Here is a 25,011-nt window from a genome sequence, read left to right as displayed (position 1 = left end):
TGTGCGGGAAGGTGGTCACCGGCGGGAGAGCGCCGGATCACGGGCCCGAGCGCCGCGGGAATGAGGAGAGATGACCGACCGGATACCCAGGTTCACCCTTCAGGGGGTGACGGGCACCGAGATGTCCGAGCGGCTGTTCGCCACGGAGGACGGTCTCGGGCTCAGCCTGACCCGGTTCCACCGGGCCGACTGCGACGACGTGGTCCTCCTCATCCACGGTCTCACCCTGTCCCGGGACATGTTCATCATGCCCGAGCACACCAACCTCGTCTCCTACCTGCTCGACGCCGGCTTCACCGACGTGTGGACGCTGGACTACCGGATGAGCAACCGCTTCCCCTACGACCTGGAGACGCACCGTCATACGCTTGACGACGTCGCAGCGTTCGACCACCCCGCGGCCCTTGAGGCGCTGCGCGAGGTCGTCGGGGACCGCAGGATCCACGTCATCGCGCACTGCCTGGGCTCGGTGACGTTCATGGCAAGCCTGTTCGGCGGCAAGGTCGACCAGATCACCAGCGTCGTCGCCAACAGCGTCTCGCTGCACCCTCGGGTGTCCAAGTGGGCCGCGCTCAAGCTGCGGTTCGGGCCCGCGCTCGCCGAGTACGGCCTCGGCATGCCGGTCCTCGACCCGCGGTTCGGCGACGCGCTGTGGTTCACCCGGCGCAAGGTCTTCTCCCGCGCGGTCTCGCTGTTCCACCGCGAGTGCCGGGACTCCGCCTGCCACATGCTCAGCTTCATGTGGGGCGACGGCAAGCCCGCGATGTTCGCGCACGAGATGCTGCACGAGGCCACCCATGAGCGCATGGAGGACCTGTGCGGCGCCTGCGGCGTCCACTACTACCGGCACGTGGCCAAGATGGTCGCGGCCGGGCACATCGTCCCGTTCGACGAGGCCGACACCCGCCTGCCCGACGTCATGGGCGACCTCGGCGCGGTGGAGACCCCGATCCTGCTCCTGGCCGGGACCGCCAACCATGTGTTCACCGACAGCAACATCGTCACCCATGCGGCCCTGGAGCAGGCCGCCCCCGGCAGGCACGAGCTGGAGCTGCTGCCCGGCTATGGCCATGTCGACCCCTTCGTCGGGAAGAAGGCGCATGAGGACGTCTTCCCCCGCATTGTCGAGTTCCTCAGGAAGAAGGCGGTCTGAGCCCGATGGCGCACGATCAGGTGGAGACCGTCGACGCGGTCGTCGTCGGCTCCGGTTTCGGAGGGTCGGTCGCCGCGCTCCGGCTGGCCGAGGCGGGCCTGGCCACGGTGCTGCTGGAGCGGGGGCGCTCCTACGCACCGGGTGAGTTCCCGCGCACCCCGGCCGACCTCGGCCGCGCCTTCTGGGACCCCGCCGAACGGCTCTACGGGATGTTCGACGTCTGGCGCTTCAAGGGCTTCGACTCGGTCGTCTCCGCGGGACTCGGCGGCGGGTCGCTGATCTACGCCAATGTGCTGCTGCGCAAGGACGAGCACTGGTTCGTGCACGAACAGGAGCTGCCGGGGGGCGGCTACGAGCACTGGCCGGTGACCCGCACCGACCTCGACCCGTTCTACGACGAGGTCGAGCGCATGATCGGCGTGGCGCCGTATCCGGTGGAGCATCCGCCGTACGCCGCCACCCCTAAGACGCACGCTATGCAGGACGCGGCGGCCGAGCTGGGGCTCGACTGGTTCCGTCCACCGCTCGCGGTGAGCTTCGGCACGCACACAGGGGCCGTGCCGGAGCCGGGCAGACCGCTGGCGGAGGGTCCGTATCCGAACCTGCACGGGGTGCCCCGCACTACGTGCAGGCTCTGCGGCGAGTGCGACATCGGCTGCAATGACGGAGCCAAGAACTCCCTCGACCACACCTATCTGTCGTCGGCCGCGCATCGGGGGGCCGATCTGCGGACGCTGCACGAGGTCGAGGGGATACGGACGCGGGAAGGCGGGGGCTACCTCGTCGACTACGTCCGGCACGACCCGGCGACCGGCCGCCGCGCCAAGGGGACGCTCGGGTGCGCCCGGCTCGTCCTGGCGGCCGGGACGTTCGGGACCACACGGCTGCTGCTGCGCTCGGCGTTGCCGGGCATCAGCCCCGCGCTCGGCACGCGGCTGTGCGGGAACGGCGACCTGCTCACCTTCCTCACCGGCGTCAAGGACAGCGACCGCTCCGGGCCGCTGGACGTCGCCAAGGGGCCGGTGATCACCAGCGCGATCCGGCTGCCCGACCAGCTCGACGGGTTCGGGACCGGACGCGGCGCCTACATCGAAGAAGGCGGGTACCCGGGCTTCGTCGACTTCATGGCGGCGGGCCTGGACATGCCGGGGCAGCTCACCCGCGCGGTGAAGCTGCTGTGGGAGCGGTTCACCGACTTCCTCACCGGCGACGGCGACACCAACATGTCGGCGGAGGTGTCGCAGCTGCTGTCGGGCAGGTCGCTGTCGGCGCAGGCGCTCCCGCTGCTCGGCATGGGCCGCGACGTCCCGGACGGGGTGCTCGCGCTCGACCGGGACGGGAACCTCACCGCCAACTGGTCGGTGGAGACCAGCCGGGCGTACTTCGAGCGGCTGCGCACCACGATGCGGCGGATCGGCGACGTGCTCGGCGCGGACTACGCCGACAACCCGCTGTGGCTGCGCAAGCGGGTGGTGAGCGTGCACCCGCTCGGCGGGGCGCCGCTCGGCAGGCACGCCGGGGAGGGTGTCTGCGACCCGTTCGGCGAGGTGTTCGGCCTGCCCGGCCTCTACATCGCCGACGGGGCCGCGCTGCCGGGGCCGGTCGGCGCGAACCCGTCGCTGACGATCGCGGCGCTCGCCGAGCGGATGAGCCGGCAGATGCTGCACGGGGACCTCGCGGCGGAGACGGCGGGGGCCGCCTCCCGCCGGAACGCCGCCTCGAACGGCGGACGGGCTCGGGGGAGCACGTCGCTGGCGTTCACCGAGGAGATGAAGGGCCGCTACGTCTCCGGGGCGACCGAGCCGCACGACGGCGAGGCGGGCGAGCGGCTGTCGTTCCGCCTGACGATCACCGCCGCCGACGTCGACAGGTTCCTCGCCGAGGAAGGGCATCTGGCGCGCGCCGAGGGCTGGATCGACGCGGCGTCCTTCGGCGGCCGGCGCCGGGTCGAGGACGGGTCGTTCAACCTGTTCGTCACCCCCGGCGCCCAGGCCGACCGGCGCGAGATGCGGTACCTGCTGCACTTCACCGACGTGCACGGGGAACCCCGCACCCTCGCGGGCTGGAAGGACATCCAGGTCGGTCCGCCGACCCACATCTGGCCCGACACGACCACGCTCTATTACCGGATCCTCGCCGGGCACGTCGCCGCCGAGTCCGTCGCCCCCGTCCTGGGCGCGGGCACCCTGCACATCCGCCTCGCCGACTTCCTGGAGCAGCTCACCACATTCCGCACCGACGGCCCCGACGACCTCAAGGCCCTCACCCGCTTCGGCCGCTTCTTCCTCGGCGAACTCTGGGACGTCTACGGCCCGGGAGACCCGGCCCCCGCCTTCTGACCCCGCTCACCGGTCGAGCCGCCACACATAACGTGCTCCGTCGCTTCCGTAATGGGGGGCCGCGGTGGCGAAGACCGTGCCGTCCTTGGCCACGGTGAGGCCCGGGTAGCGCAGCCCGGAGGGGTCGGCGCGGTAGGGGTAGCGGGTCAGCTTGCCCTTTTTGTCGAGGTGGACGACCGTGCTGCCCCCGTCGGGGTTCTGCTCGACCGCCCAAAGGCCGCCGGCCCGGTCGGAGACCGCGCTGTGCAGCCAGTACCGGTGGTCCTTGCCGAGCCGCTTCCACGCCTTGCCGTTCCAGTGCAGCACCCGCCACCGCGGCTTGAGCGGCTCGCCGTTCGCGCTCTCGACGGAGAGGTCATAGGTGACGAAGACGCTCTTCTTCGACGCCGCGACGATCGAGCCGTAGGAACTCGGCGGGCACTTCTTGCCGCCGCACGCCAGCACCGAGGCGGGCGGCACGACCTCGCGCCACTTGGTCCCGTCGAACCTCTGGAGTTCGCGGGGGAAGACCGGGGAGCGCTTGGACAGGCCGAGTGCCCACACGTCGTTCGGCGCGGTGCCCGCCGGGGCGAGCAGTTCGCGGCCCCGCCACGTCTTGCGCGTCGCGGAGCCGTCGCGGAAGGTCACGGTCTCGGTGCGCCCGGGCTCGCTGGAGAAGGCCCGGGCACGTCCCTTGCCGAAGGCCACGATGCCGGTGGTGATGAGCCCCGAGGACAGCCGGCCGGCCTCCGACCACGCCTTGCCGTTCCAGTGCAGGACCCCCTCATAGGAGGAGTCGGGGCTCCACACCTCGGCCCAGATGTCCTTCGCCGAGCCCGCCGAGATCTGCCCGATCAGGCCCTTCACCCGGGAGGGCACGGGGAACTCCGTCCAAGAGGCGCCGTTCCAGTGGTGGGCGCGGGGCGTGACGGACTCCGCGGCCTCCTGCGAGGCGTCGGTGAACAGCCAGATGTCGTTCCGGCCCAGCGCCTGGATCTCGGCGGGGAACCACGGGTTGTCCGCGCCGATCCTCATGAGGCGCGTCCATCGGTAGGGGGCCGCAGACGCGGGCGCGGCGGGCACGGCGAGGACGGTGGCCGACAGGGCGGACGCGGCGCAGGCGGCGACGGCGGCTCGGGACGGCATGGGTGTTCCTCGGTTCGGGGAGTGCGGGGACCGTCAGGGGGTGCGGTCGAGGCGCCAGCCGAGGAAGATCTCGCCGTCCTCGTACTTGTCGGTGTCGCGGGCGCCGAAGGTGACGACGGTGCCGTCGGGGGCGGCGGCCAGGACGCCGAGGAGGAGCCAGTCGTACTTCACGCGGTAGGGGAAGCGGACGAGCCCGCCCTTGGCGGTGTGATGGACGACCATCGCGTCGTTCGACTCGACGCCGTGGATCGCCCAGAAGCCGCCGGAGCCGTCCGGGACGAGGCTCCCGTAGGACTCGGCGCCGAGGCGGCGGACGAGGGTCCACTTCCGGCCGTTCCAGCGCACCAGGACGCCCTTGGCCGAGGACGCCTTGCGCTCGGTGACGGCGAGGGAGGCGAACACCTTGGTCTTGGACAGCGCGAGGAGTCCGGTGACCTGCGTCGTGCAGGCGGTCTTGCAGCCGAGGACGGCGCGGGACGGGGTGGTGCGGGTCCATTTCGCACCCGTCCAGCGCGCGACCGCCGAATCGGCCGATGCGGCGGAGGCGCCGCGGGCGGCCCAGGCCGTGCCGTCGCGCAGCGGGGAGACCAGGTCGATCCCGGCCGCGCTCGTCGCGCGGCTGCTCCACCGGGTCCCGTCGTAGCGCAGGATGTCCGTGCCGGTCTTGCCGCGGGCGAAGATCCGCACGTCACGCGGGCCGAACGCGCGCAGACCGTACCAGACGGCCCCGGAGTAGCCGACGGTCTTGACGACGGTCCACCGGGCGCCGTCCCAGTGCAGGATCGACGACGGCTTCTGCCCGGCGTCGGCGAGCGCCCAGAGGCCGGACGGCGAGCCGTCCACCAGCCGCACCTTCCCCGTCACCTCGGCCGGGAGCGGGACGTCCTTCCAGCGTGCGCCGTCGAAGTGGTGCGCCAGCGGCCGGCTCGGGTAGTCCGACCAGTCCTCGGTGAAGACCCAGAGGTCGCGGTCGCTGAACGCCTTGGCGGAGTCGGCGAACGTCTGCTCCTCGCCGGTCGGCTTGATCACGCGCCACCGGTAGTCGGCAGCCGCGGAGACCGCGGAGCCCGAGGCGAGCAGGACGCACGCCGCTGCTCCCGCCGCCCACAGGGCCTGAACACTTCGCCGCATCGCTCGCTCCGTCGATCGGGGGGTGGTCGCGGAGCTTAGCGATCATTCGGGCGGCGCGGAATGGTCGGGCTCGAAGTCCCTGGTGGCGAAGCGGGACAAGGCGTCGTCCAGCGGGAGGGCGCCGTCGGCGAGCGCGAGGTAGAGGGATTCCGGGCTGCTGTGGCCGAGCGACCTGGCGACGCCGAGGGAGTCGCCCGCGGTCTCGGCGGCGAGCAGGTCGACGCCCTGGGCGGCCAGTGCCGCGCTGAGCGCCTCCCGGCCGGATCGCGCCCGCTCGTCGGCGGCCTGGGCGTCGAGGAAGCCCTGGATGTGCACGCGGGCCTGGGCGGTCCGCACGAACTCCAGCCAGTCCGGTCCCGGGCAGGCGTCGGGCGCGGTGAGGATCTCCACCACGTTGCCGAGCCGCACCTCGGCCGACAGCGGCGCGAGGCGGCCGTTGATGAGGGCGCCGATGCTGTGCTCGCCGGTCTCCGGGTCGAGCGCGTAGGCGTAGTCCAGGGCGGTCGAGCGCGGCGGCAGCGGGACGATCAGGCCCTCGGGGGTGAAGATCGGCATGTTGCCCTCGCGGAGGTCGGTGCGCAGCCCGTCCAGGAACGCCGCGGACGGGGCGTCGGACTGCCACGCCAGCAGCCGGGCCAGCCAGGCGAGGTCGCGGCGGCCCGCGAACTCCTCGGCGGCCCCGCCCCCGCTGCCCTGGCGGATGTGCGCGATGAGGCCGTATTCGGCCACCTCGTGCATCCGCCGGTTCCGGATGATCACGTCCAGCATGTCGCCGTCCGGGCCGATCAGCACGGTGTGCAGCGCGCGGTAGAGGTTGAAACGGGGGATCGCGATGTAGTCCTTCACCCGGCCGGTGATCGGGTGCAGCGCCGCGTGCACCGCGCCGAGCGCGACGTAGCAGTCCTGCTCGGAGCCGTCGACGAGGACGAGGAACCGGATGACCTCGCTGGTGCGCAGGCCCGCGAGGTCGCCGGGCAGCGTCTTGTGCACGCTGTGCAGATGCCGGGGGCGCAGCTCGACCTCGGCGCGCACCCCGTTGTCGGCGAGCGCGCTCCGCAGCATCGCGGCGGCGGGGCCGAGCTCGGCCTCGACGAGCCGAAGCACCTCGCGCACCTTGGCCTGCGTCTCGCCGAACGCCTCGGGATCGAGCGTGGCGAACGCCAGATCGTCCATCTCGCGCTTGAGGACGTGGATGCCCAGCCGGTCGGCGAACGGGATGAGCAGGTCGAGGGTCGCGCGGGCGATCCGCTCCCGCTTGTGCGGCGGCTGCGCGCCCAGGGTGCGCAGGTTGTGCAGCCGGTCGGCGAGCTTGATGATGAGCACCCGCAGGTCCGCGGCGGCGGCCAGCACGATCTTGCGGAACGTCTCGGCCTCCGCGGTCTCCTTGCCCCAGCGCGCCCCGTCCAGCTTGGTCACCCCGTCGACGATCACCGCGACCTCGTCGCCGAAGTCCGCGCGCACCTCGCCCAGCGTGTAGGCGGTGTCCTCGACGGTGTCGTGCAGCAGCGCGGCGATCAAGCAGGTCCGGTCCATCCCGAGCCCCGCGAGGATCGTCGCGACCGCCAGCGGATGGGTGATGTAAGGATTGCCCGACTTCCGCATCTGGCCGCGGTGCATCCGCTCGGCGACCTCGTAGGCCCGCCGCAACTCGGCCGGATCGGCCGCCGGATGGGCCGCGCGGAACGCCGCGATGAGCGGCTCGACCGCCTGCGCGGGGCCGGATGCGGCCCGTCCCGGCACCTTGCCGAGCGCGCTCCAGCGCGTCGTGCTCGGCTCCTTCGCCGTCGGTCTGATGATCGTCAAAGACACCGCCCGGAACATGATCAGTGACTGGCTGTAGCTGTCATTATGCGCGCGACCGGGCGGCTGTGCAGGGCGGACCGGCCGTTAGGTCCGCATTCGTGACCGGGTCCGGACCTGTACTGGACCGGTCCCTCGTCACCGTCCGCGCCGGGAGGTTGATTTAACGCGGTCGACATGGCCGTGTGATAAGCGACACGGATTTGTCTGATAGGTAAGAGTAAGAGCAGGTCACAGGTGTCCGGGTTCGGTCCTTGAAATCGACTCGTGATTGGTCGTGGAATACTGTGGTGATGTTTCCCTCCCCGAAAAAGATCCGCGACGCGACAGCCAACGCCGCGCACCGTCTGCGGCACGGGGCCGTCGCCGACCTGACCCCGACCCCGTCCGATCCGGTCGGCGGCTCCGGGGCCCTGCGCCGGTACCGTCCAGCCGCCTCCGTCATCGCCACGGGACCGCCGGTCCTGCTCGTCCCGCCGCCCGTGCCGGGCGCCGCCTGGGCGTTCGACCTGCGCCGCGGCGGCAGCCTCGCCGCCCATCTCGTCGCCACGGGAAGGCGTGTCCACCTGCTGGATCTCGCCCCCGCCGACACCGCGGAGCACCCGGGCGGCCCGGCCCGCTGGATCGGCGAGACGATCCCCGAGGCGGTCCGCCGCGTCAGCCGCGACGCGGGGGGCCAGCCCGTTCAGCTGGTCGGCTGGAGCCTCGGCGGCATCCTCGCGGTCCTCGCCGCGGCGGCCGACCCCGGCCTGCCGCTCGCCTCCCTCGCCACACTCGCCGCACCCGTCGACCGCACCGCGGTCCCCGCGGGCGCCGACCCGGTCGCCCATATCGCCGGAAGCCGCGGCGTGCTCCCGGGCGCGGTGCAGAGAATTGCGCCTGAATCGCTGCTGCACGGTTATGAGACCTATGGAATAGATAAACGTCTGACGCGTCCGGTGAAATTGCTGCTGCATCTCGACGACGCCGACTTCCTGGCCCAGGCCGAGGCGCGCGAGGCGTTCGCCGCCCGCGTCACCGCCGACCCCGCCTCCGCACAGGCGGCCACCCGCTTCTTCCGCCGCGGCGACCTCGCCTCCGGCGCCGTGCTCGTCGGCGGGCGGCGGATCGCCCTGTCCGACGTCCGCGTGCCGGTCCTCGTGCTCGCCGGACGCGACGACGCCTTCGCGCCGCTCGCCGCGGTCCACCCGCTCACCCGGCTGCTCACCGGCAGCCCCGAGGTGCGGTTCGCCACGGCCCCCGGCAGCCACCTCGGCGTGCTCACCGGCCGCGCCGCCCGCGCCACCACCTGGCCGCGGCTGGGCGCCTGGCTCGACGAGGCGACCCTCCAGCACGGGCTGCGCCCCGCACGTAAGAACCCGGACAAGGTGGTCACCCGCACCTGAGGCCGCGCCGATAGAGCCGAACGCCCCCGGGACGGCCGCTGTCGGCCGATCCCGAGGGCGGGAAGGTCATGCGCCGCCCGTGAGGGCGGCCGGTTCAGCTCTCGTCGGACTCCTCGGCGGACGGGGCCCGCCGCGGGGTGATCCGGATGCGCCCGGAATCGAGATCCGGACGGGTGCTCTTGGGCGCCTTGCCCGTCTGCTCATGGTCGTCGACGCGGCGGAGCTTCTCGGCCTCCTGCTCCTGGAGCTGGATCTTCTTCGCCCCGCTGAACGCGGCGTGCAGATCCTCGAAGATCCCGGCGCCGAATCCGGCCCCCGCCTCACCGTCACCGCGCAGCGCCGACATCAGGCCGCCGCCTCCGGTGCCCTCATGGGCCCATTCGGGCACGGACATCTTGGCCTCCAGCTTGGCCTTGCGGCGCAGCTCCTCGGCCTTCTTCGACCGCTTGCGGCGGCGGAACGGTGACTTCACGAACACTCCAACGATTCCACGGCCGAGTTTGATCCCCTTGATCGCGTTCGATCCCCGTGCTCGCGGTGTCGTCCGCACGGTAGCGCTCCGGCTCGGATCCAGGAAGACCGGTGCGAAACCACGATAACCTTTCGGACGTGCGTCTCTCCGAACTGATCTGCCGGATCGAGGGCCGATACGACCCGGCCTGGGCGGAGGCCTGGGACGCGGTGGGACTCGTGTGCGGCGACCCTGAATCCGAAGTCACCTCGGTGCTGCTCGCCGTCGATCCCGTCACCGCGGTGGTGGACGAGGCGATCGCCGGCGGCGCCCAGCTCGTGATCACCCACCACCCGCTGCTCCTGCGCGGGGTCCACGGCGTGCCCGCGACCACCCCCAAGGGCCGGACGGTCCACCGGATGATCCGCTCGGGTGTGGCGCTCTACACCGCGCACACCAACGCCGACGTGGCCGATCCCGGCGTGTCGGACGCGCTGGCCAGGGCCGTCGGCGTGACCGGGGCGCTCCGCCCGCTCCAGCCCTCGCCCGCCGACCCCAGAAGGGGCCTCGGCCGGATCGGGGAGCTTCCAGAACCCGTCACGCTGCGCGAGTTCACCGCGCGCGCCGCCGCCGCACTGCCCAAGACCGCCTGGGGCGTGCGCGCCGCGGGCGACCCCGGCCGCACCGTGCGGACCGTCGCGGTCTGCGGGGGAGCGGGCGACTCGCTGATCGACACCGCGAGGGCCGCGGGCGCCGACGTCTACCTCACCTCCGATCTGCGCCACCATCCCGTCTCCGAGTCCCTGGAGAGCGGCCCCATGGCGCTGGTGGACGCCGCCCACTGGGCGACCGAGTGGCCCTGGCTGGCCGACCTCGCCGCCTTCCTCAGCCCACATGTCAAGACCTTGGTGTCCACGCTCGTCACCGACGCGTGGACCCACGCCGCCGAAGGAGTCCAGTGAAAGCCGCACCCCGAGACCAGATCCGTCTGCTCGACCTCCAGGAACTCGACTCCACCCTCGACCGGCTCGCCCACCGCCGCCGCACCCTCCCCGAGATCGCGGAGCTCACCGCGCTGGAGGGCCGGATCGCCGAACTGCGCGACAGGCTCATCGGCGCCCGCACCGAGCTCGGCGACCTCGACCGCGAGCAGGTCAAGGCCGAGCAGGACGTCGACCAGGTCCGCACCCGCGCCGACCGCGACGCCAAGCGCCTGGACTCGGGGCTGGTGACCTCCGCCAAGGACCTCGCCTCCCTCCAGTCCGAGATCGCCTCCCTCCAGCGCCGCCAGAGCGACCTCGAGGAGGTCGTCCTGGAGATCATGGAGCGGCGCGAGGAGGCCGAAGGGCGCGTCGGCGCCGTCGAGTCCGACCAGCGCGAGCTCGACGCCTCCCTCGCCGCGCTGAACGAGCGCAAGGACAAGGCCGAGCAGGAGATCGCCGGCCAGTCCTCGCTCACCGCCGACGCGCGCAAGGGCGTCGCCGGGGACATCCCGGCCGACCTCCTCGGCCTGTACGAGAAGCTGCGCGACCAGTTCGGCGGGGTCGGCGCCGCCGCGCTCACCCGCGGCCAGTGCCAGGGCTGCCGCCTGGCGCTCAACACCTCGGACCTCAACCGGATCAGGGCCGCCGCGGCCGACGACGTCGTCCGCTGCGAGGAGTGCCGCCGCATCCTCGTCCGCACCCCCGAGTCCGGCCTGTGAGCCGCAAGCTGGTCATCGAGGCCGACGGGGGCTCACGCGGCAACCCCGGCCCCGCCGGGTACGGGGCGGTCGTCATCGACGCCCTCACCGGTGAGCTGCTCGCCGAGGTCGCCGAGTCCATCGGCCGGGCCACCAACAACGTCGCGGAGTACCGCGGCCTCATCGCGGGGCTGCGGGCCGCCGCGGCACTCGACCCCGGCGCGCGGGTGGAGGTCCGGATGGACTCCAAGCTCGTCGTGGAGCAGATGTCGGGGCGCTGGCAGATCAAGCACCCGGACATGAAGCCGCTGGCGCTGGAGGCCCGGGACGCCGCGTCCGGCTTCGCCGCGATCTCCTACACGTGGATCCCGCGCGCCCGCAACACCCGCGCCGACGCCCTGGCCAACGCCGCCATGGACGCCGCGGCGCGCGGCGAGACCTGGTCGCCGTCCGCGGCCGAGCCGCCCGCCGCGCCCGAGCCGCCCCGCAAGGGGGGCTGGGTGCCCCCGAGCACCGACCCGACCCGCACCCTGCTGCTGAGGCACGGCCAGACCCCGTTGTCGGTCGAGCGGCGCTTCGCGGGCGTCGGGGACATCCCCCTGACGGAGGTCGGCGTCGCCCAGGCCGAGGCCGCCGCCCGGTACCTGGCGAACGCCGGGATCGACGTGATCGTCGCGTCCCCGCTGCGCCGCGCCCAGGACACCGCCAAGGCCGTCGCCGCGGTCACCGGCGCGGAGATCCGCACCGACGAGGGCTTCCGGGAGACCGACTTCGGCGCGTGGGAGGGCCACTCCTTCGCCGAGGTCGCCGAGCGCTGGCCCGACGACCTCGCCGCCTGGCTGTCGGACTCCGGCTACCCCCCGCCCGGCGGGGAGAGCTTCACCTCCGTCGCCCAGCGGGTCTCGGTCGCGCGGGACAAGCTGCTCGTGCGCTACCGGCACCAGACCGTCCTGGTCGTCTCGCACGTGACGCCGATCAAGACGATGCTGCAACTCGCCCTCGACGCCCCGGACACGATCCTGTACCGGGTGCATCTCGACACCGCGTCGCTGTGCACCGTCGACTGGTACGACGACGGCCCCGCCGTGGTCAGGTCGATGAACGAGACGCATTATCTGCCGTCCGCGTAAAGAGTTTTCGCCGTATTTGATCCCTGTGGGCCCCATGTCTGGTTGAGTGGCTGCCTCCGCGGACATCTCACTTGCCGCGATACGGGAGGATGAGCCCATGGTGAGCATGACGTTCGAGGCCGGGCGAGACATGGACCCGGTCGCCACGGTGAAACTCTGCGGCGCGGGCTGGGAGATCAACATCCGGGCGATCCCCGCGGAGTTCGCCCGCTTGACCGGCATCCGCGACACCGACTGGGAGACCTCCGGGTCCATCGGCGCGGGCACCTGCGCGGGCGCCCCCGCGTTCTGGGTCCAGCACGAGGGCAACGCCGTCATCCTCGTCGGCCAGGACGACGAGACCTGGGACTTCGCCGTCACGATCCCCCTCGAGACCGTCGACGAGATCGCCACCGCCGCTTCGGCCACCGTCCCGGTCTGACACCGCTCCTGAGGAGGAGCCGGTCTCTTCCGGTTCTTCTCCTGAGCGGAGGCGCCGGGAGACGGCCCCGCCCGGCCGCGGTCACAGCTCGTCGTGGATGGCGGTCAGAATGCGCTCGGTGCGCGTGTGGGGATGGGCCTCCAGGGCCAGCGTCTCCATGGCGGCCAGGTAGCTGTCGGTGTCGTGGCGCCGGTCGAGGTAGAGCGCGCTGGTGAGCTGCTCGAGATAGACGATGTCGGGCAGCTCCGGCTCGGCGAAGCGAAGGACGTTGAAGGAGCCGACCGCGGTCCCCCGCTCGCCGTGGGTGAGCGGGAGTATCTGTACGATCACGTTGGGTCGTTCGTTCAGCTCGATCAGCCGCCTCAGCTGAGCGCGCATCATCTTCCTTCCACCCCGCCTGCCGAAACCACGGCGCAGCACGGCCTCGTCGATGATCGCCCAGTAGTGCGGCGCCTGGTCGGAGACGAGCAGGCGCTGTCGCGCGGCGAGCACCTCGATCCTCCTGTCGATCTCAGCCGGGGAGATCCGGCGATCACTGAGGCGAGTGACCTGCCTCTCGTAGTCCTCGGTCCGCAGCAGACTCGGGACGAGGTGCGCCTCGTACAGGCGGATGCGGATCGCGGAATCCTCGAGGCCGATGTAGCTCTCGAACCAGCGTGGCACCACGTCTCTGTACTCACGCCACCAGTTGCGTGCGTTGGAGCGTTTGGTGAGCTCCGCCATCTCCCTGCGCTTTTCGGAGTCCGTCACGCCGTACAGGGAGAGGAGATCGACGACATCCCGGTGCCGGAAGAGCACCTCGCCGCTCTCCATCCGGCTGATCTTGGAACCTGACGCGCGGAGGGCCTGCCCGGCCTTCGCCCGGGAGATGCCCTTGGCCTCGCGGAGGCCGCGAAGCCGGGCACCGAGGAGCACCCGGAGGGCGAGCGACCCTGCGCTGGAACGCTTGCCCTGCGGAAGCGGGGAGAGCCCGGCCAGCTCCTGCCAACGGGCCAGATCCGCCCTGACGGCCGCGGTGTCGGGGTGGTCGTTGCCGAGGAGGCGGATTCGTTGGGTGAGGAGGTCTTCTGCGGTGGTGATGGCTCCTGTGATGTCCCCTGCTCTGGCTCTCCAGTGGGCCAGGTGGTGGCGGGTGGCGAGGGTGTCGGGGTGGTCGGGTCCGAGGACGTGGACGCGATCGGCGAGCAGGCGTGCGTAGGCGTCGATGGCCGCCTGGGCGTCGCCGGCCTCCCCCACCCACAGGGCGTACGCGTCGCGGCTGGCCAGGACGTCCGGATGCCTCGGGCCGAGGAGTCGCTGGCGGTCCGCCAGGAGCCGTGCGTGCCGCTCGGCCGCGCTGCGCGCGTCGCCGATCGCCCCGGTCCAGTCGGCCAGGTGGTGGCGGGTGGCGAGGGTGTCGGGGTGGTCGGGTCCGAGGACACGGACACGATCGGCGAGCAGCGTCGAGGCGAGGGAGGCCGCGCCCGCCGGGTCCCCGGTCCAGGCCGTCCAGCAGGCCAGCGCCTCGCGGGTGGCGAGGGTGTCGGGGTGGTCGTTGCCGAGGAGGCGGATTCGTTGGGTGAGGAGGTCTTCTGCGGTGGTGATGGCTCCTGTGATGTCCCCTGCTCTGGCTCTCCAGTGGGCCAGGTGGTGGCGGGTGGCGAGGGTGTCGGGGTGGTCGGGTCCGAGGACGTGGACGCGATCGGCGAGCAGGCGTGCGTAGGCGTCGATGGCCGCCTGGGCGTCGCCGGCCTCCCCCACCCACAGGGCGAGGGCAGCCCGGACGGTGAGCGTGTAAGGGTGGTCGGGAACGAGCAGGCGTTCCGCGGAGGCCACGACCTTGGCGCACTCGATGCGGGCGGCGACGGCCTCGCCCACCGCGCCGAGGCTGGCGATCAGGTGCGCGACCACGGGATGGGCGCCGTCAGGCCGCCAGAGCGCGGACTCGGCGACCGAGCGGAGCGCCACGGTGTTCTCGCGCAGGGCTTTGGCAAGGGGGTGCGCCTCGCTCTCCGGCCAAACTTCCCGTAGCGCGTCCGCCGCGACGAGCGCCGCCTCGGTGAACCGCTCCGCGGGGAGCCTTTCGCGAACCGTGCGCTGGAGGAGCCTGTGAAGCCTGATCTCGGAGTGCGGGGAGTCGGCGCCGTCGGTGATGGTGATGAGGCCGAGGCGGTGCAGGACGCGCAGCCCTTCGGCCGCTTCATCGGCATGGGGGGAGGGGAGATTCTCCGGCGCGGGGTCACGGGCGGCCAGGTGGGCGCGCAGCGCGGAGCTGCGAAGGATCTCGGTGGGGACGCCATCGGGCGCGAGCATCGCCAGGACGTTCAGCAGAGGCCCCGCCATTCCGGCGGGACGAGCGCGGTCCGCGAGATCTATCGAGGAGTTCCACACCGCGTCGACGGTGTGATGGTGATCGTCGGGGAGGGCATCCGGTGTGGGCAGCAGCTGTGCCAGGCGCAGACGGGGGTCGGCGAGCCGGGTCAGGTACGTCGCGCAGCTCTGGTCGAGATCGCGGAGCACGATGGAGGCTTGGGCGAGAGCCATCGGCAGAAAGCCCAGACCCTCGGCGAGCGCCTCCAGATTCGCCGAGGTCTCGGCACTTCCACGAACGGTGGACTGCGCCGTCAGATAGGTCTTCGCCTCGGGCAAGGTGAACACGGGAATGTCGAGGAACTGCCGCCCATACCCGGAAAGTGAGGCGTCGCGTCGGCGGGTGGTGACGATGACGCGGTGCGCGCCCGCGGCGGCGGGCCACAGATCGCGCAGATCTGCGGGGTCGCGCAGACCGTCCAGGACGATCAGGCACGGTGTCGTCGAAGCCTGCACCCATTCGAGAAAGGCATGGGAGCCCTGGTCAGGATCATCGCCGAGGCAGAGGTCAAGCCTTTGGGCGGCCGCGGCATAGCCTCCCTTGATCGTCGCGCGGCGGGAGGCGTCCACCCAGACGAGCGCCTCGAACGTTCCGCGCTGCCAGGCGCGCTTGGCGCAGGCGGCGGCGATCTGCGTCTTGCCGACCCCGCCCATGCCCGTGAGCACCTGCGTGGGCGCCGCGTCCGCCCGGGAGAAGCGCGCCTCGAGTTCGGCGTCGATCTGCCTGCTGACGAAGGCGTCGGCGAATTGCGGAAGCACGCCGATCCGAGTCCTGCTCGGCGACGACTGGGTCTTCTTCTCAGCGCGGCATTCTCGCCACAGCCGCCGCCATTCCTCGGGATCCAGCAGTAGTTCGAATTCCGGTGTCGTGTACCCACCTGTCTGGGCGTGCACCAGACCGAGAGCCCGGACAAGGGCGAGAAGCGCGCTGAGATCCGTGGGAATGGAGATCCCTCTGCGCCAATCGCTGACCCGTTGCACGCTGAGCTGCGGTTCTCGCCCGGGGGAGCGCAGGTGCTGGCTGCGTGCGATGACCGTGCGCATCGGCGGGGATCCCGCGAGAACGAACAGACGGCTCAGACGCGCGGCGAACAGCTGTCTTGGACCGTCGCTTCGCCCCGTCGTGCGCAGCCCGAACTCGTCGCGGAGCGAGCGCGCGTCGACCCAGCGTCGGTGCCAGAGCTCGAGATCGCCGGGCTCGACGGCGCACGCCCGCAGGAATCCTTCGACGATCTCCCATGTGGGCAGGCGGTCCTCTCGCGTCACCGTGGCCAGACTGGAGACCGAGCAGTTGGCCAGCCGTGCCATGCTGCGGTACGGCGGCGTGCCCGCCTTCTCGCGGACCGCCCGCAGGCCGCGCGCGAACGCGGCGACGGACCTGCGGGCGTCGGTGAATCCGGGATCCGTCACCGACATCGGTCGGCTTCTTCCCATTGGCGGTGCCACCGGGGAAGGTCGGCCTTGGGCACACCGCACGCGGTGAGATACGCCTGCGCGAGCGGCCAGATGGGCAGCTTGCTCCCGCTGGCGGCCTGGCTCAATGAAGTGACGCCGTAGTGGCAGCGGATCGACATGGCCCGGTAGGTGATCCCGGCGCGCTCCCGCTCGGCGCGCAGGCTCCTGGCGAATCGCGCGATGGGCTCGTCGCCTGTGACGGGCTTTTCTGGACGGGCCATGACGGGCTTGAAGGATCCCCTCACGCGGCGAAGACCGTGAGGGGTACGACGGTTGCGGGGGTGGTGAGTCGTCGGGCGGCCCCGGCCACCGCGTCGGCGGTCGCGAGGAGGCCCAAGACGACGATGAGAGGCGGGAAGCCGGCCACGATGAGTCCGACCACGAGCACGAGGATCAGGATCACGACCGCGATCCTGATGCGGACCCACGGCAGAGATCCGGTGACACGGCGGGAGACCTCCACGCCGCCGACCAGGGTCGCCATGACGATGATGAATGCCTCGCCTAGCGGTGTTCCCGAGAGGGTGAGGGTGCCACCGGCCACCGTCGCGAGGACCAGAAGCCCGAAATGGACCTCGGGCATGAAGGCAGAGCACACCGATGTGCGCACGAATCTGCTCCTTTGCAGTTCATTGAGCCGGACATTCAGTGACTTTCTGGTACAGAAGCGATTCCCGGACAGTTGGCGCTGTCCGGCTTCTGGAGCCCGGACCCAGGATCCTCTGAAACCTCACCAGAACCAAATCAAGCAGGAGATACCGAACAATTATCGTCTTGTGTTTTCCTGCGGAATCCGATCCGGAAAATGTCGAACATTCTCCCTTGCCCCTGTTGAGGGCTCCATCCGGACGATGAGATGGCGGCTACCGCACGCCGCGATTCGTGGATGGCACCGACGAGAAGCACAGTGGGGGTGGCCCCGCGCTCTTGCGGCGGGGCGGCGACGCACGTCTGTTGAGCCGGACGCCGTCACTCGAGAAGGCCCTCCTGTTGGCGCAGGGGGCCTTCTCCCCTTCGCCCCCAGTGCGGAGGGGCCGGTCGCCGAGCTCCGCCCGAGCCCTCCGTCTGCGAGAATTCCGCTCCGGGGAGGCAACCTCCGGGGCGGTGCGGCGTCTCTGGGACATGACCACTGAAACGACGGCCCCCCGCCGCGCGGACGAGGGGTCGTTCTCCTCGCTCTACCGGGAACACGCCTTGGGGCTCACCCGGATGGCGTTCCTCATGGTCGGCGACAGGGAGGCGGCCCAGGACGTCGTCCAGGAGGCGTTCCTTGGGCTCTACAGACGCTGGCCGTCCTTGCGGGACCCGTCGAAGGCCCTCCCTTACGTCCGCTCCGCGGTCCTCAACCGGTGCCGTTCGCTGCTGCGCCGAAGACGCCTCCCGTTCCTCGGCGCGCTGGAGCCGCCCGTCTGGTCGGCCGAGTCCGAGGCGATCCTCGGCGAGGACCGCCGCGAGGTGCTCGCCGCCCTTCACCGCCTCGCCCCGCGCCAGCGCGAAGCCCTCGTCCTGCGCTACTTCCTCGACCTGTCGGAGGAGGAGACGGCCACCGCGATGGGCATCAGCCGCGGCACCGCCAAATCCACGGTCTCCCGCGCCCTCGCATCCCTCTCCCGCCACCTGGAGCCCCAGCGATGACCCCCACCGAGAACCGCCTCCGCGACACCCTCACGGCGACCGCCCGAACCATCGAGCGCGTTCCCGACTTCGCCGCCCCCACCACCCGCCGCCTCCTTCCCCGTCCTCTGGCCGCGGCCCTGGCCTCGGCCGCCGTGGTCGCGTCCATCGCCTATCTGGCCGCCCCCGACCCCGTTCGCACCGAGGCCGCCGCGCCTCCCGCCGGCACCTTCCAACTCACCGCTTACCTGTGCGTCCGCACGTCGTCCCAGCCCACCTGCGGCGGCAAGGACACCACCCCCGCCCAGCGCGACGCGGTCGCCGCCCGCCTGTCCTCCCTCCCGGAAGTCCACGGCTTCCGCTACGAGTCCAGCGAGGAGGCTTTCGAACGCTTCCGCGTCCTCTTCGCCGACACGCCGGGGATGATCGCCGCGGCCGAGCCCGGGGACATCCCGGACTCCTTCCGCATCCGTGCGGACCCCGCCGACGTCCCCACCATCGAAGCCGCCCTTTCCCCGCTCCCCGGCATAGACCAGATCATCAACGAGGACGAACTCCGCGCCCGACACCCCGGCACCCGCTCCTGACACCCCTCACCGTGCTGACCCGGCCTTCCGCGGCCGCGACCTGGAGTCGTCGCTCTTCGTCCCCTTGAGGCTTCCGGCCGCGACACCCGCCTACGGCCGCAACGCCTCGTGACGAACCGCGCCTCCGGGGACCCCGGCGAACCGGCGAGATGCCCGGTGCGTCCATATCTGCGTGAGTAAAGGGATCGCACGGGGCCGGGCACTGGCCAAGTACATGATGGACACGTACGACCGCGAACTGGAGGAGGCCGAAGGCGCCGTGGGCGCGGAGATCCCCGCCGCACGCCTGCACCGCGACCAGTGGCGGGCGCTCGAGGAGCCGGCGGACCTCCACCTGAAAAGCGGCCTCGTCGAACTGTTCGCCGCGGAGATCGCCGTCGCGCGGCTGCGGCACGACCCGGACCACCGCCCCTGCGTCTTCGACCCGTATCACCCGCCCGCCTCCAGGCAGGCAGTGTGGCGCCCGGCCGACGCGGCCCCCCGCCCCGTCGCCTGCTGCCCCGCCGACGCGGCCCTTCTCAACGCGGGCAAACCGCCCGCCGCCCGCAAGACACCCTCCCTGGACGGCATGACCCCCCTGTGGGACGGCACCGAGACCGACGCCTACTGGCTCCTAGGCCACCACGCCATGACCGGCACAGCCCCCCTCACAAGCGCATACCAACAGACCCCGATGGGCCGCACCCTGGCCAGGCTCCTCCACCACCGCTGACAGCCCGAGAACGACCACCCCACCGCGAACTCATTCTCCGACCCGAGCCTCTATCCGTGGTCGGCGGTGAGTCAGGTGAGCACGCTCATGCTCTAGGGGTCGTAGGTGACCGAGGGTGGGCTTCGGCCAGGTCGATCATGGCTTGGAGTGTGTCCTCGGCGATGCTCCAAGACAGGGTCAGGCCGACGTAGTAAGCGGCGAGGTCCTCGCGCCCCGACGGCTGCCGCCATCCCGGGTCGGCGGCCCAGGGAGAGATCCGGTCCGCCAGATCCGGCCACAGTCCCAAGAGCTGCTCCCGAAACCGGAAGACGTCCGGACCCGGCTTGACGGAGTCGCCCTCCTCGTCCGCCGGCTCCCCGCACACATCGCCGGGATCACCCTCGGCGCTCTTCCAGAAATAGACGTCTTACGACATGCGCTGATCTTAGGTTCGCGCAACGACGGCCAGCCGAGGCGAAGCCGTCCGGTGCGCGGCACCGTCCACGGGTTTCCGGCCGTCGGCGGGGCCGCCGACCTCGCCTCAGAACAGCGTTGAGCCGTCCGTCACCGCCACCGCCCGGATCTCGTTCGGTACTATCCCTCGCGCCGTGCTCAGATTCACGCCGCGCAGATCCGCGCCACGCAGGTTCACACCGCTCAGGTCGGTGCCGTCCAGGGTCGCGCCGCGTAGATGCGCGCCGTCCAGGGTCGCGCCGCTCAGGGTCGCGTTGCTCAGGTATGCGCCGCGCAGGTCCGCGCCTTCCAGGTTCGCGCCGAACAGGTTCGCGATGTGCAGGTCCGCGCCGCTCAGGTTCGCGCCGGTCAGGTTCGCTTCGTTCAGGTACGCGCCGTTCAGGTACGCGCCGTTCAGGTTCGCTTTGGCCAGGGAGGAGTGGGGCGCGTGGATGGCGCGGAGGTCCAGGGGCGGGTCGTCGGCGGGGTCGGTGGAGAGGTCGGCCAGGACGGTGAGGGCGGAGGCGATCTCGGGGTCGAGTGTCGGCAGGAGCCCCTCGTCGGTGGCGGGGCTGTTTTCGCGGATGTAGGCGGCCAGGGTGTCGCGGACGGCGAGCCGGTCCGGGGGAGAATCCCTGGCGACGCGCGCCAAGGCGTGGATGGCGGCGGTGCGGGTTTCGCTGCGGTCGGAGGTGAGTTGTTCGACGGCTTGGGTGTAGCGGTTGTGGGCCTCCCGGCCCGAGCTCAGCATGAAGTAGGGGGTGACCAGGATTCCCACGACGACCACCGCCAGCGTGATGCGGCTGGACCACTGACGCGGGGACCGGCGGCGATCCTGGCGTCGGCGCTCCGGCTCCGGCGCATCGGCCTGCGCAGCCCCGGGCGCGGTCACGTCGGCGTCGTGGGGCCCGTGCGCGGCGGGGCCGGGTGGCGGGGGGCCCGCGGGCCCTGACTCGTCCGGTTGGCTCACATCCGGTTGGACGCACCCGGGCCCGGCACGATCGCCTCAACCGCACGGCCGGATCCTGCCAACCGGCCCCAGGATCCGGTGAACGGCCGGGATGTACTGCCGCGTCCTGGCGGTTCAGGACCGTCCGCGCCGTCGCCGGAGTGCACCTCCTCCCACGTCGGAGACACCCTCACCGGTCTGCGCACCGGTCTCGCCAGCCACTGCCCGTCGAAGAAGCCGACGTTCCATGTCGCGCCTTCGGAGATGAATCCGGCGCTGCAGTGAAGGAGGCAGTCGCCGAAGCCGGCCGCGAGTGCCTCCCGCCGGTGCCAGAGATGTCTGAACAATCCGACATGTTCACCCTCGGCAGGTCACGTTGGTAGGCCGTGGTCCGGATGCGCAGAGGCGAGGCCGTGATTTCTGCAGCGGCTCTTGGCTCCACCTCAGCGGAATCCGGCCCACCTGGTGCAGTCCCCCCGATCTTGAAGCATCGGTCGATCCCCCCGTCCGGCTGACGCACGATCATCTGGCCCGGTGTCGATTCGGGAGCGCTACGGTCGTGCGGTGCAGCAGATCACGGTCGGCCAGGGATGGGCCCTGGAGATCTTCGGAGCCGGCGCCACCCCGGGTGCCGGGACACCCGGCCTTCCACGGTGGATCCCTGCCGAGTCTGAATATCTGCCGGCTCGGCTGAGGCGGATCAACGTGGCCGACGTCGATGCGCATGCCTGCGACCTGGTCGCGGCATGGCCCAAAGGTGTCCCTGTTCCCGACCCCGACCGGGCGGCCACGTGGACCGATGACGATCTCGCCGGTGTCCTGCTCGTTCATCCGCGGGAGGGCTTTCGCTGCCGTGTCTGCGGTGGGCGCGTCAACGCGCTCTATCCCGACGGTGGGCTGCCGTCCTGGGGCGGTCGGCACCGATATGCAACGCACTGCCCGCTCTGCGGCTCCCACGTCGATCAGGCGCGCCTTCACGCACTCGCCCTCTTCGCACCCTGAGTAACATCCCACGGCCGGACGCTGGGCAGGCGCGCCGACCACCTCGTCCGTCCAGGTGGGGTCGACACTCACGCGAACATGAATCCCCTTCAAGCCAACGAGGCCAGCGGCTGCGGGGGCCGGGAATCGCTGGTGAATCACGAGGCCGGGAACCCGGCGCCAAGCGGTGCGTCACGAGCACCGAGGGATCGGCCTGCCCTTCGATGAGGCCCAGGTCCGAGGCGGGGTCGAACACCGTGATGCGGAGGACGAACGTGCACGGGGTGCGGTGATCGGGTCAGGAAGTCCGTGTCTTCTCCTGTGGTGCTGATGGCGGGGACGCCGAGTGGGTTCCCGGGAGTGAGCCGTGCAGCCGATCCCGTCTTCTTCTGCGAAGAAGTGAGTGTGGATCGTGAGGAGAAGACCGTCGTTCTTGGGCGGCTGTGCCGGGTGCTGGCGGTGTCCGGGGTGGGGATGCAGCTGCGGGACGCGGTGCCGCGTCTCGTCGTCAATTCTGCCGGTGCGTCCGTAGGGGTCTGGGTCGGGGACGACGGGCTTGTCGCATGGGGGCCCGGGGGCGGCAAGGCCGAGCCGGACCGGGTCTACCACGTTGCCGCTGAAGTGCTCGCGTTGCTCGCCGACGACCGGGGAGAAGGCCACGGTGGGTGAGGGGCGGGGATCGACGCCTGAGTCGGGGCCGGCTGGAAGCGGGTCCGGACGGGGTGCCGGAGTCGGGAAAAGGCGGCGGACGAGGCGGCCTGTAAGCCGGGATCGGAGACCCCCGGTCGGCTGACCAGCGGAAACACCCCTTGGCCAGCCCGAACGTTCCCGTTCACTTCGGGCCAGTTCTCATCGTTTCCCGCCTCCTCGCGCCCTCATGTGCACGAAATGTGCACTGATCTTGATACGGCAACTCAGGAGCGGACGCACTCGCCGCTAGCCGGGGGAGCGTCGGAGAAGTCGTCGGGCCGTGTCTCCATGAGTCGGTCGTACCGCTCTTGAAGGGCGTCAACGGCTTCGTGGATCGTGTACCCGAACTCCTCACGCAAGATCGCGATCGCGGCGATGTTGTGGCCTTGCAGGATCTCGGCGTCGATGGAGGGCCAAGGATCGGTCATGGTCTCATCCTCACGGACGGTCTGGTTTCAGCGAGAGGCAGAGCCCGCACGGTTCGGTCCAGAGTGCTCATCCGCGCAACGGCGAGAAGCCGTGACAGAGAGCAGAGCGCGGATGAGTGCTCTGGGATGGCGGGGTCTGGGGGCGCCTGAGCCCCCAACGAGGATCTCGCGTCCGTAGTCCCCTGCGCATCGGTTCACCGGAGCTGAGACGAGCTGGGCCGCCCCCGTCCGCCGCTGAGGGACCGGCGCCCACGCCGCACGCCCGAAGCGGCGTGCGGGGGCGGCCGGCGGCGGCGAAGCCGCCGCCCTTGATCCTAAACAGCCAAACTCGGCAAGACAGTTGGGCGCGGCTACCGAAGCTAAGCGAACTCCCAAAACCCACTGGAGTGATCGCCAGTTCTGCGCCAAGATGGTCGTGACGTGGGGAGGCACTGGTGGATCTGGAAAAGGTGCGAGAATTTGAGCGGCTTCTGGATGAAGAGCTCTCATCGCAGAAGTTTTTTCGATATGAGCCAAGCGATTCGACCATAAATCTGGTTGGCTCGGTTTTGCTTAGCTACACGGACCCTAACCTGAATCCGATAGTTGGAACGGCATCGCGAAGTCTCTCCGTAGCGCTGCCCATACTTGCCAAGCTTAGCGAAGGAAGTCCCGTTGATCGCGATTACGGGAAGAATTTTTCTGATGCACTGACTTTTATGTCGCACTACTATATGATCAGGGAGTACCTGTACTATACATATAATGCCAAGGGGTCGTTTAATTGGGAGTTTGGCGAAGATTTTGTCAAGATTTCTTTTAGTGATCGATCCATTTTGCGACAATTTCATCAAGGGGGAAACGCTGCGATTGTTGCCTTGATAGACGCGCTCACGGATAGGCTTGCCATCGAGAATGAGGCGATAGCTCTTCTCTCTGGGAAAGAAGAGCTGGGAGCGGAGGAGCACGTGATTCGCGGACTTGAGCTCGCCGAACAGGAGGCCGATCTAAGAATTGCGGCGAAGTTCGAGATGCTTGGAGGTGCCAAGTCTGGCGTTCAGTTTGACGGTTACCGCTATGCAGACTTCTATGTGGTATACAGGTTTCTGCTAGCCAAGTTTATTTATCATCGATACTATGCTCGGGCAAACTCGGTAATGCCAGTATTTAGATTCTCCAAGCAGGATCTAGTTATGGAGATATCATTGAATACCGGACTCGATGAATCCATCGTCGAGCTGGTGGTGAAGGATATGGTCTATTCTGGAGACAGCCCAAAGGGAATGGTCCCTCAATATTTCGAACTCTTCTCCCATGGGAGTCTTGAAGAGTATCTGATAATTGCGGATAGCCTTATTGAAGAGGACGGATTTGCCCAGCTGCTGAGGGTGCAATCGATCAAGTCTCCAGCTCATTTTTCTCGCCACATAAGTGGGCCGCTGGGTGACGGCCTAGTGGTACGTTTGGCCGAGAGCTTCGAGAAAGCTGGATTTATCGTCCGAAAGAATGTTTCGCTGAGCGAACTCGGTGCGGATCTTCCCGATATCGACCTTTTGGTGATATCGAAAGAGGCGACTCTCGGATATTATGTCTTCGCCTGTGAAGTGAAAGCAACACTACCGGCTACTTGGGCAAAAGACTATCTTAGAGTGTTGCGAAAAGATAGCCTGCCTAAGGCATTTCTGCAGGTGGGAAGGATTATCGATGCCTTGGATTCTGAAGCAGGCGTCAGATTCCTGGCAGAGAAGGTCATTTCTGAAGATTCCTCGCCAATGCGGGAGGGTATCATTGCCTTCAGGTCGATGATCATCACATCCCAGAATTCTGGAATGTTTTTTGATCAACCATCAAACGATGTTACTGTGATCGATTGGAAAACTCTAACGTCGATTCTTGGGAGATGCGATGGGGATGTTGTATACATCCTCCATATGCTTAAGTGTATTAGGGAAATATTTGATGTTGATCCGGTTGGAGTGGAGTTTTTGATTGGAGACGTGAAAGTCGCATATGAAGTGGCTGCCGCCATTGACCCCATTGTATTTCCTCCAAATGAATGGAAGAGTTCCGGATTGGATGCTGAGGTTTCCCGGGAATTTTATGAGCAAGGAGGATCGCCGTTTGACGTTCTCATAGAGCGCGGGTCTGTTTCGAGAGAGAGTGAAACTGAAGAATAAGGTCTCCTAGAGTCTCCTCTGGAGTGGATGCTCTAAACTCTT

At 69.5% G+C, this 25,011-nt stretch carries 23 protein-coding genes; 13 read left to right on the top strand and 10 right to left on the bottom strand.

The window, feature by feature from the left end; genetic code table 11:
* Window positions 1-70: 70 nt before the first annotated feature.
* Together EDD29_RS34385 and EDD29_RS34380 are read left to right on the top strand one after the other, a co-directional pair.
* Complete coding sequence (locus EDD29_RS34385; RefSeq protein ID WP_123668424.1) at window positions 71-1,153, top strand: alpha/beta fold hydrolase; 1,083 nt, start codon at window positions 71-73, stop codon at window positions 1,151-1,153.
* Window positions 1,154-1,158: 5 nt separating this feature from the next.
* The gene (locus EDD29_RS34380; RefSeq protein WP_123668423.1) at window positions 1,159-3,492 is read left to right on the top strand and encodes a GMC oxidoreductase; all 2,334 of its coding nucleotides are present in this window, start codon (window positions 1,159-1,161) and stop codon (window positions 3,490-3,492) included.
* A gap of 6 nt (window positions 3,493-3,498) precedes the next feature.
* Here EDD29_RS34380 and EDD29_RS34375 read toward each other — a convergent pair whose 3' ends face one another.
* Genes EDD29_RS34375 through EDD29_RS34365 form a run of 3 tightly spaced genes read right to left on the bottom strand, consistent with a single transcriptional unit; the run spans window position 3,499 to window position 7,557 of the window.
* Window positions 3,499-4,617 (bottom strand): hypothetical protein, encoded by a 1,119-nt coding sequence (locus EDD29_RS34375; RefSeq protein WP_123668422.1) that lies wholly within the window; start codon window positions 4,615-4,617, stop codon window positions 3,499-3,501.
* Window positions 4,618-4,650: 33 nt separating this feature from the next.
* A complete protein-coding gene (locus EDD29_RS34370; RefSeq protein ID WP_123668421.1) occupies window positions 4,651-5,748 on the bottom strand; it encodes a hypothetical protein in 1,098 nt (365 codons plus the stop codon).
* A gap of 42 nt (window positions 5,749-5,790) precedes the next feature.
* On the bottom strand, window positions 5,791-7,557 hold the full coding sequence (locus tag EDD29_RS34365) for a RelA/SpoT family protein (RefSeq protein ID WP_246053148.1): 1,767 nt from the start codon (window positions 7,555-7,557) through the stop codon (window positions 5,791-5,793).
* 284 nt (window positions 7,558-7,841) lie between these two features.
* On the opposite strand from EDD29_RS34365, the gene EDD29_RS34360 reads away from it, so the two are divergent.
* Window positions 7,842-8,933, top strand: a complete 1,092-nt coding sequence (locus tag EDD29_RS34360; RefSeq protein ID WP_123668419.1) for an alpha/beta fold hydrolase — start codon at window positions 7,842-7,844, stop codon at window positions 8,931-8,933.
* Between the two features lie 94 nt (window positions 8,934-9,027).
* On the opposite strand, the gene EDD29_RS34355 is transcribed toward EDD29_RS34360, so the two are convergent.
* Window positions 9,028-9,405, bottom strand: a complete 378-nt coding sequence (locus EDD29_RS34355; protein ID WP_123670850.1) for a DUF6191 domain-containing protein — start codon at window positions 9,403-9,405, stop codon at window positions 9,028-9,030.
* A gap of 137 nt (window positions 9,406-9,542) precedes the next feature.
* On the opposite strand from EDD29_RS34355, the gene EDD29_RS34350 reads away from it, so the two are divergent.
* From EDD29_RS34350 to EDD29_RS34340, 4 genes are all read left to right on the top strand, one after another.
* The gene (locus EDD29_RS34350) at window positions 9,543-10,346 is read left to right on the top strand and encodes a Nif3-like dinuclear metal center hexameric protein (protein WP_123668418.1); all 804 of its coding nucleotides are present in this window, start codon (window positions 9,543-9,545) and stop codon (window positions 10,344-10,346) included.
* Entirely contained in the window at window positions 10,343-11,086 is a 744-nt protein-coding gene (locus EDD29_RS47335) for a zinc ribbon domain-containing protein (protein WP_246053147.1), read from the top strand. The genes EDD29_RS34350 and EDD29_RS47335 overlap by 4 nt, the downstream gene beginning before the upstream one ends.
* A complete protein-coding gene (locus EDD29_RS47330) occupies window positions 11,083-12,195 on the top strand; it encodes a bifunctional RNase H/acid phosphatase (RefSeq protein WP_246053146.1) in 1,113 nt (370 codons plus the stop codon). The genes EDD29_RS47335 and EDD29_RS47330 overlap by 4 nt, the downstream gene beginning before the upstream one ends.
* 97 nt (window positions 12,196-12,292) lie before the next feature.
* On the top strand, window positions 12,293-12,616 hold the full coding sequence (locus EDD29_RS34340) for a hypothetical protein (protein WP_123668417.1): 324 nt from the start codon (window positions 12,293-12,295) through the stop codon (window positions 12,614-12,616).
* A gap of 81 nt (window positions 12,617-12,697) precedes the next feature.
* On the opposite strand, the gene EDD29_RS34335 is transcribed toward EDD29_RS34340, so the two are convergent.
* From EDD29_RS34335 to EDD29_RS34325, 3 genes are read right to left on the bottom strand one after another with little or no spacing between them, the layout of a single operon-like run.
* Window positions 12,698-16,381, bottom strand: a complete 3,684-nt coding sequence (locus EDD29_RS34335; protein WP_123668416.1) for a Scr1 family TA system antitoxin-like transcriptional regulator — start codon at window positions 16,379-16,381, stop codon at window positions 12,698-12,700.
* Window positions 16,372-16,665: a helix-turn-helix domain-containing protein gene (locus EDD29_RS34330; protein WP_148086188.1), complete on the bottom strand. Its 294-nt coding sequence runs from the start codon at window positions 16,663-16,665 to the stop codon at window positions 16,372-16,374. Before EDD29_RS34330 ends, EDD29_RS34335 begins: the two co-directional genes overlap by 10 nt.
* Window positions 16,662-17,030: a hypothetical protein gene (locus EDD29_RS34325; protein ID WP_148086187.1), complete on the bottom strand. Its 369-nt coding sequence runs from the start codon at window positions 17,028-17,030 to the stop codon at window positions 16,662-16,664. Before EDD29_RS34325 ends, EDD29_RS34330 begins: the two co-directional genes overlap by 4 nt.
* 512 nt (window positions 17,031-17,542) lie before the next feature.
* Here EDD29_RS34325 and EDD29_RS34320 point away from each other — a divergent pair.
* The 3 genes from EDD29_RS34320 (at window position 17,543) to EDD29_RS34310 (ending at window position 19,333) form a co-directional block, all read left to right on the top strand.
* A complete protein-coding gene (locus EDD29_RS34320; RefSeq protein ID WP_123670848.1) occupies window positions 17,543-18,055 on the top strand; it encodes a SigE family RNA polymerase sigma factor in 513 nt (170 codons plus the stop codon).
* Entirely contained in the window at window positions 18,052-18,621 is a 570-nt protein-coding gene (locus EDD29_RS34315; protein ID WP_123668413.1) for a permease-like cell division protein FtsX, read from the top strand. The genes EDD29_RS34320 and EDD29_RS34315 overlap by 4 nt, the downstream gene beginning before the upstream one ends.
* A gap of 172 nt (window positions 18,622-18,793) precedes the next feature.
* Window positions 18,794-19,333: a hypothetical protein gene (locus EDD29_RS34310; RefSeq protein ID WP_148086186.1), complete on the top strand. Its 540-nt coding sequence runs from the start codon at window positions 18,794-18,796 to the stop codon at window positions 19,331-19,333.
* Between the two features lie 85 nt (window positions 19,334-19,418).
* Here the strand turns inward: EDD29_RS34310 and EDD29_RS34305 are convergent, their stop codons facing one another.
* A complete protein-coding gene (locus EDD29_RS34305; protein ID WP_123668411.1) occupies window positions 19,419-19,697 on the bottom strand; it encodes a hypothetical protein in 279 nt (92 codons plus the stop codon).
* Between the two features lie 156 nt (window positions 19,698-19,853).
* Window positions 19,854-20,657, bottom strand: coding sequence for a pentapeptide repeat-containing protein (locus EDD29_RS47325; protein WP_148086185.1), 804 nt, complete (start codon window positions 20,655-20,657; stop codon window positions 19,854-19,856).
* A gap of 621 nt (window positions 20,658-21,278) precedes the next feature.
* On the opposite strand from EDD29_RS47325, the gene EDD29_RS45035 reads away from it, so the two are divergent.
* Together EDD29_RS45035 and EDD29_RS34295 are read left to right on the top strand one after the other, a co-directional pair.
* Complete coding sequence (locus tag EDD29_RS45035) at window positions 21,279-21,716, top strand: hypothetical protein (RefSeq protein WP_148086184.1); 438 nt, start codon at window positions 21,279-21,281, stop codon at window positions 21,714-21,716.
* Between the two features lie 339 nt (window positions 21,717-22,055).
* Entirely contained in the window at window positions 22,056-22,364 is a 309-nt protein-coding gene (locus EDD29_RS34295; protein WP_148086183.1) for a hypothetical protein, read from the top strand.
* Between the two features lie 245 nt (window positions 22,365-22,609).
* On the opposite strand, the gene EDD29_RS34290 is transcribed toward EDD29_RS34295, so the two are convergent.
* Window positions 22,610-22,813 carry a hypothetical protein gene (locus EDD29_RS34290; RefSeq protein ID WP_123668408.1) on the bottom strand — a complete coding sequence of 68 codons (204 nt, stop codon included), beginning with the start codon at window positions 22,811-22,813 and terminating at the stop codon, window positions 22,610-22,612.
* A 434-nt stretch (window positions 22,814-23,247) separates the two neighbouring features.
* Here EDD29_RS34290 and EDD29_RS45030 point away from each other — a divergent pair, with 434 nt between their 5' ends.
* Entirely contained in the window at window positions 23,248-24,969 is a 1,722-nt protein-coding gene (locus EDD29_RS45030) for a hypothetical protein (protein ID WP_148086182.1), read from the top strand.
* Window positions 24,970-25,011 lie beyond the last annotated feature (42 nt).

The organism is Actinocorallia herbida, assembly GCF_003751225.1.
Lineage (GTDB): Bacteria > Actinomycetota > Actinomycetes > Streptosporangiales > Streptosporangiaceae > Actinocorallia > Actinocorallia herbida.
This window is presented reverse-complemented; position numbering and strand designations above follow the sequence as displayed.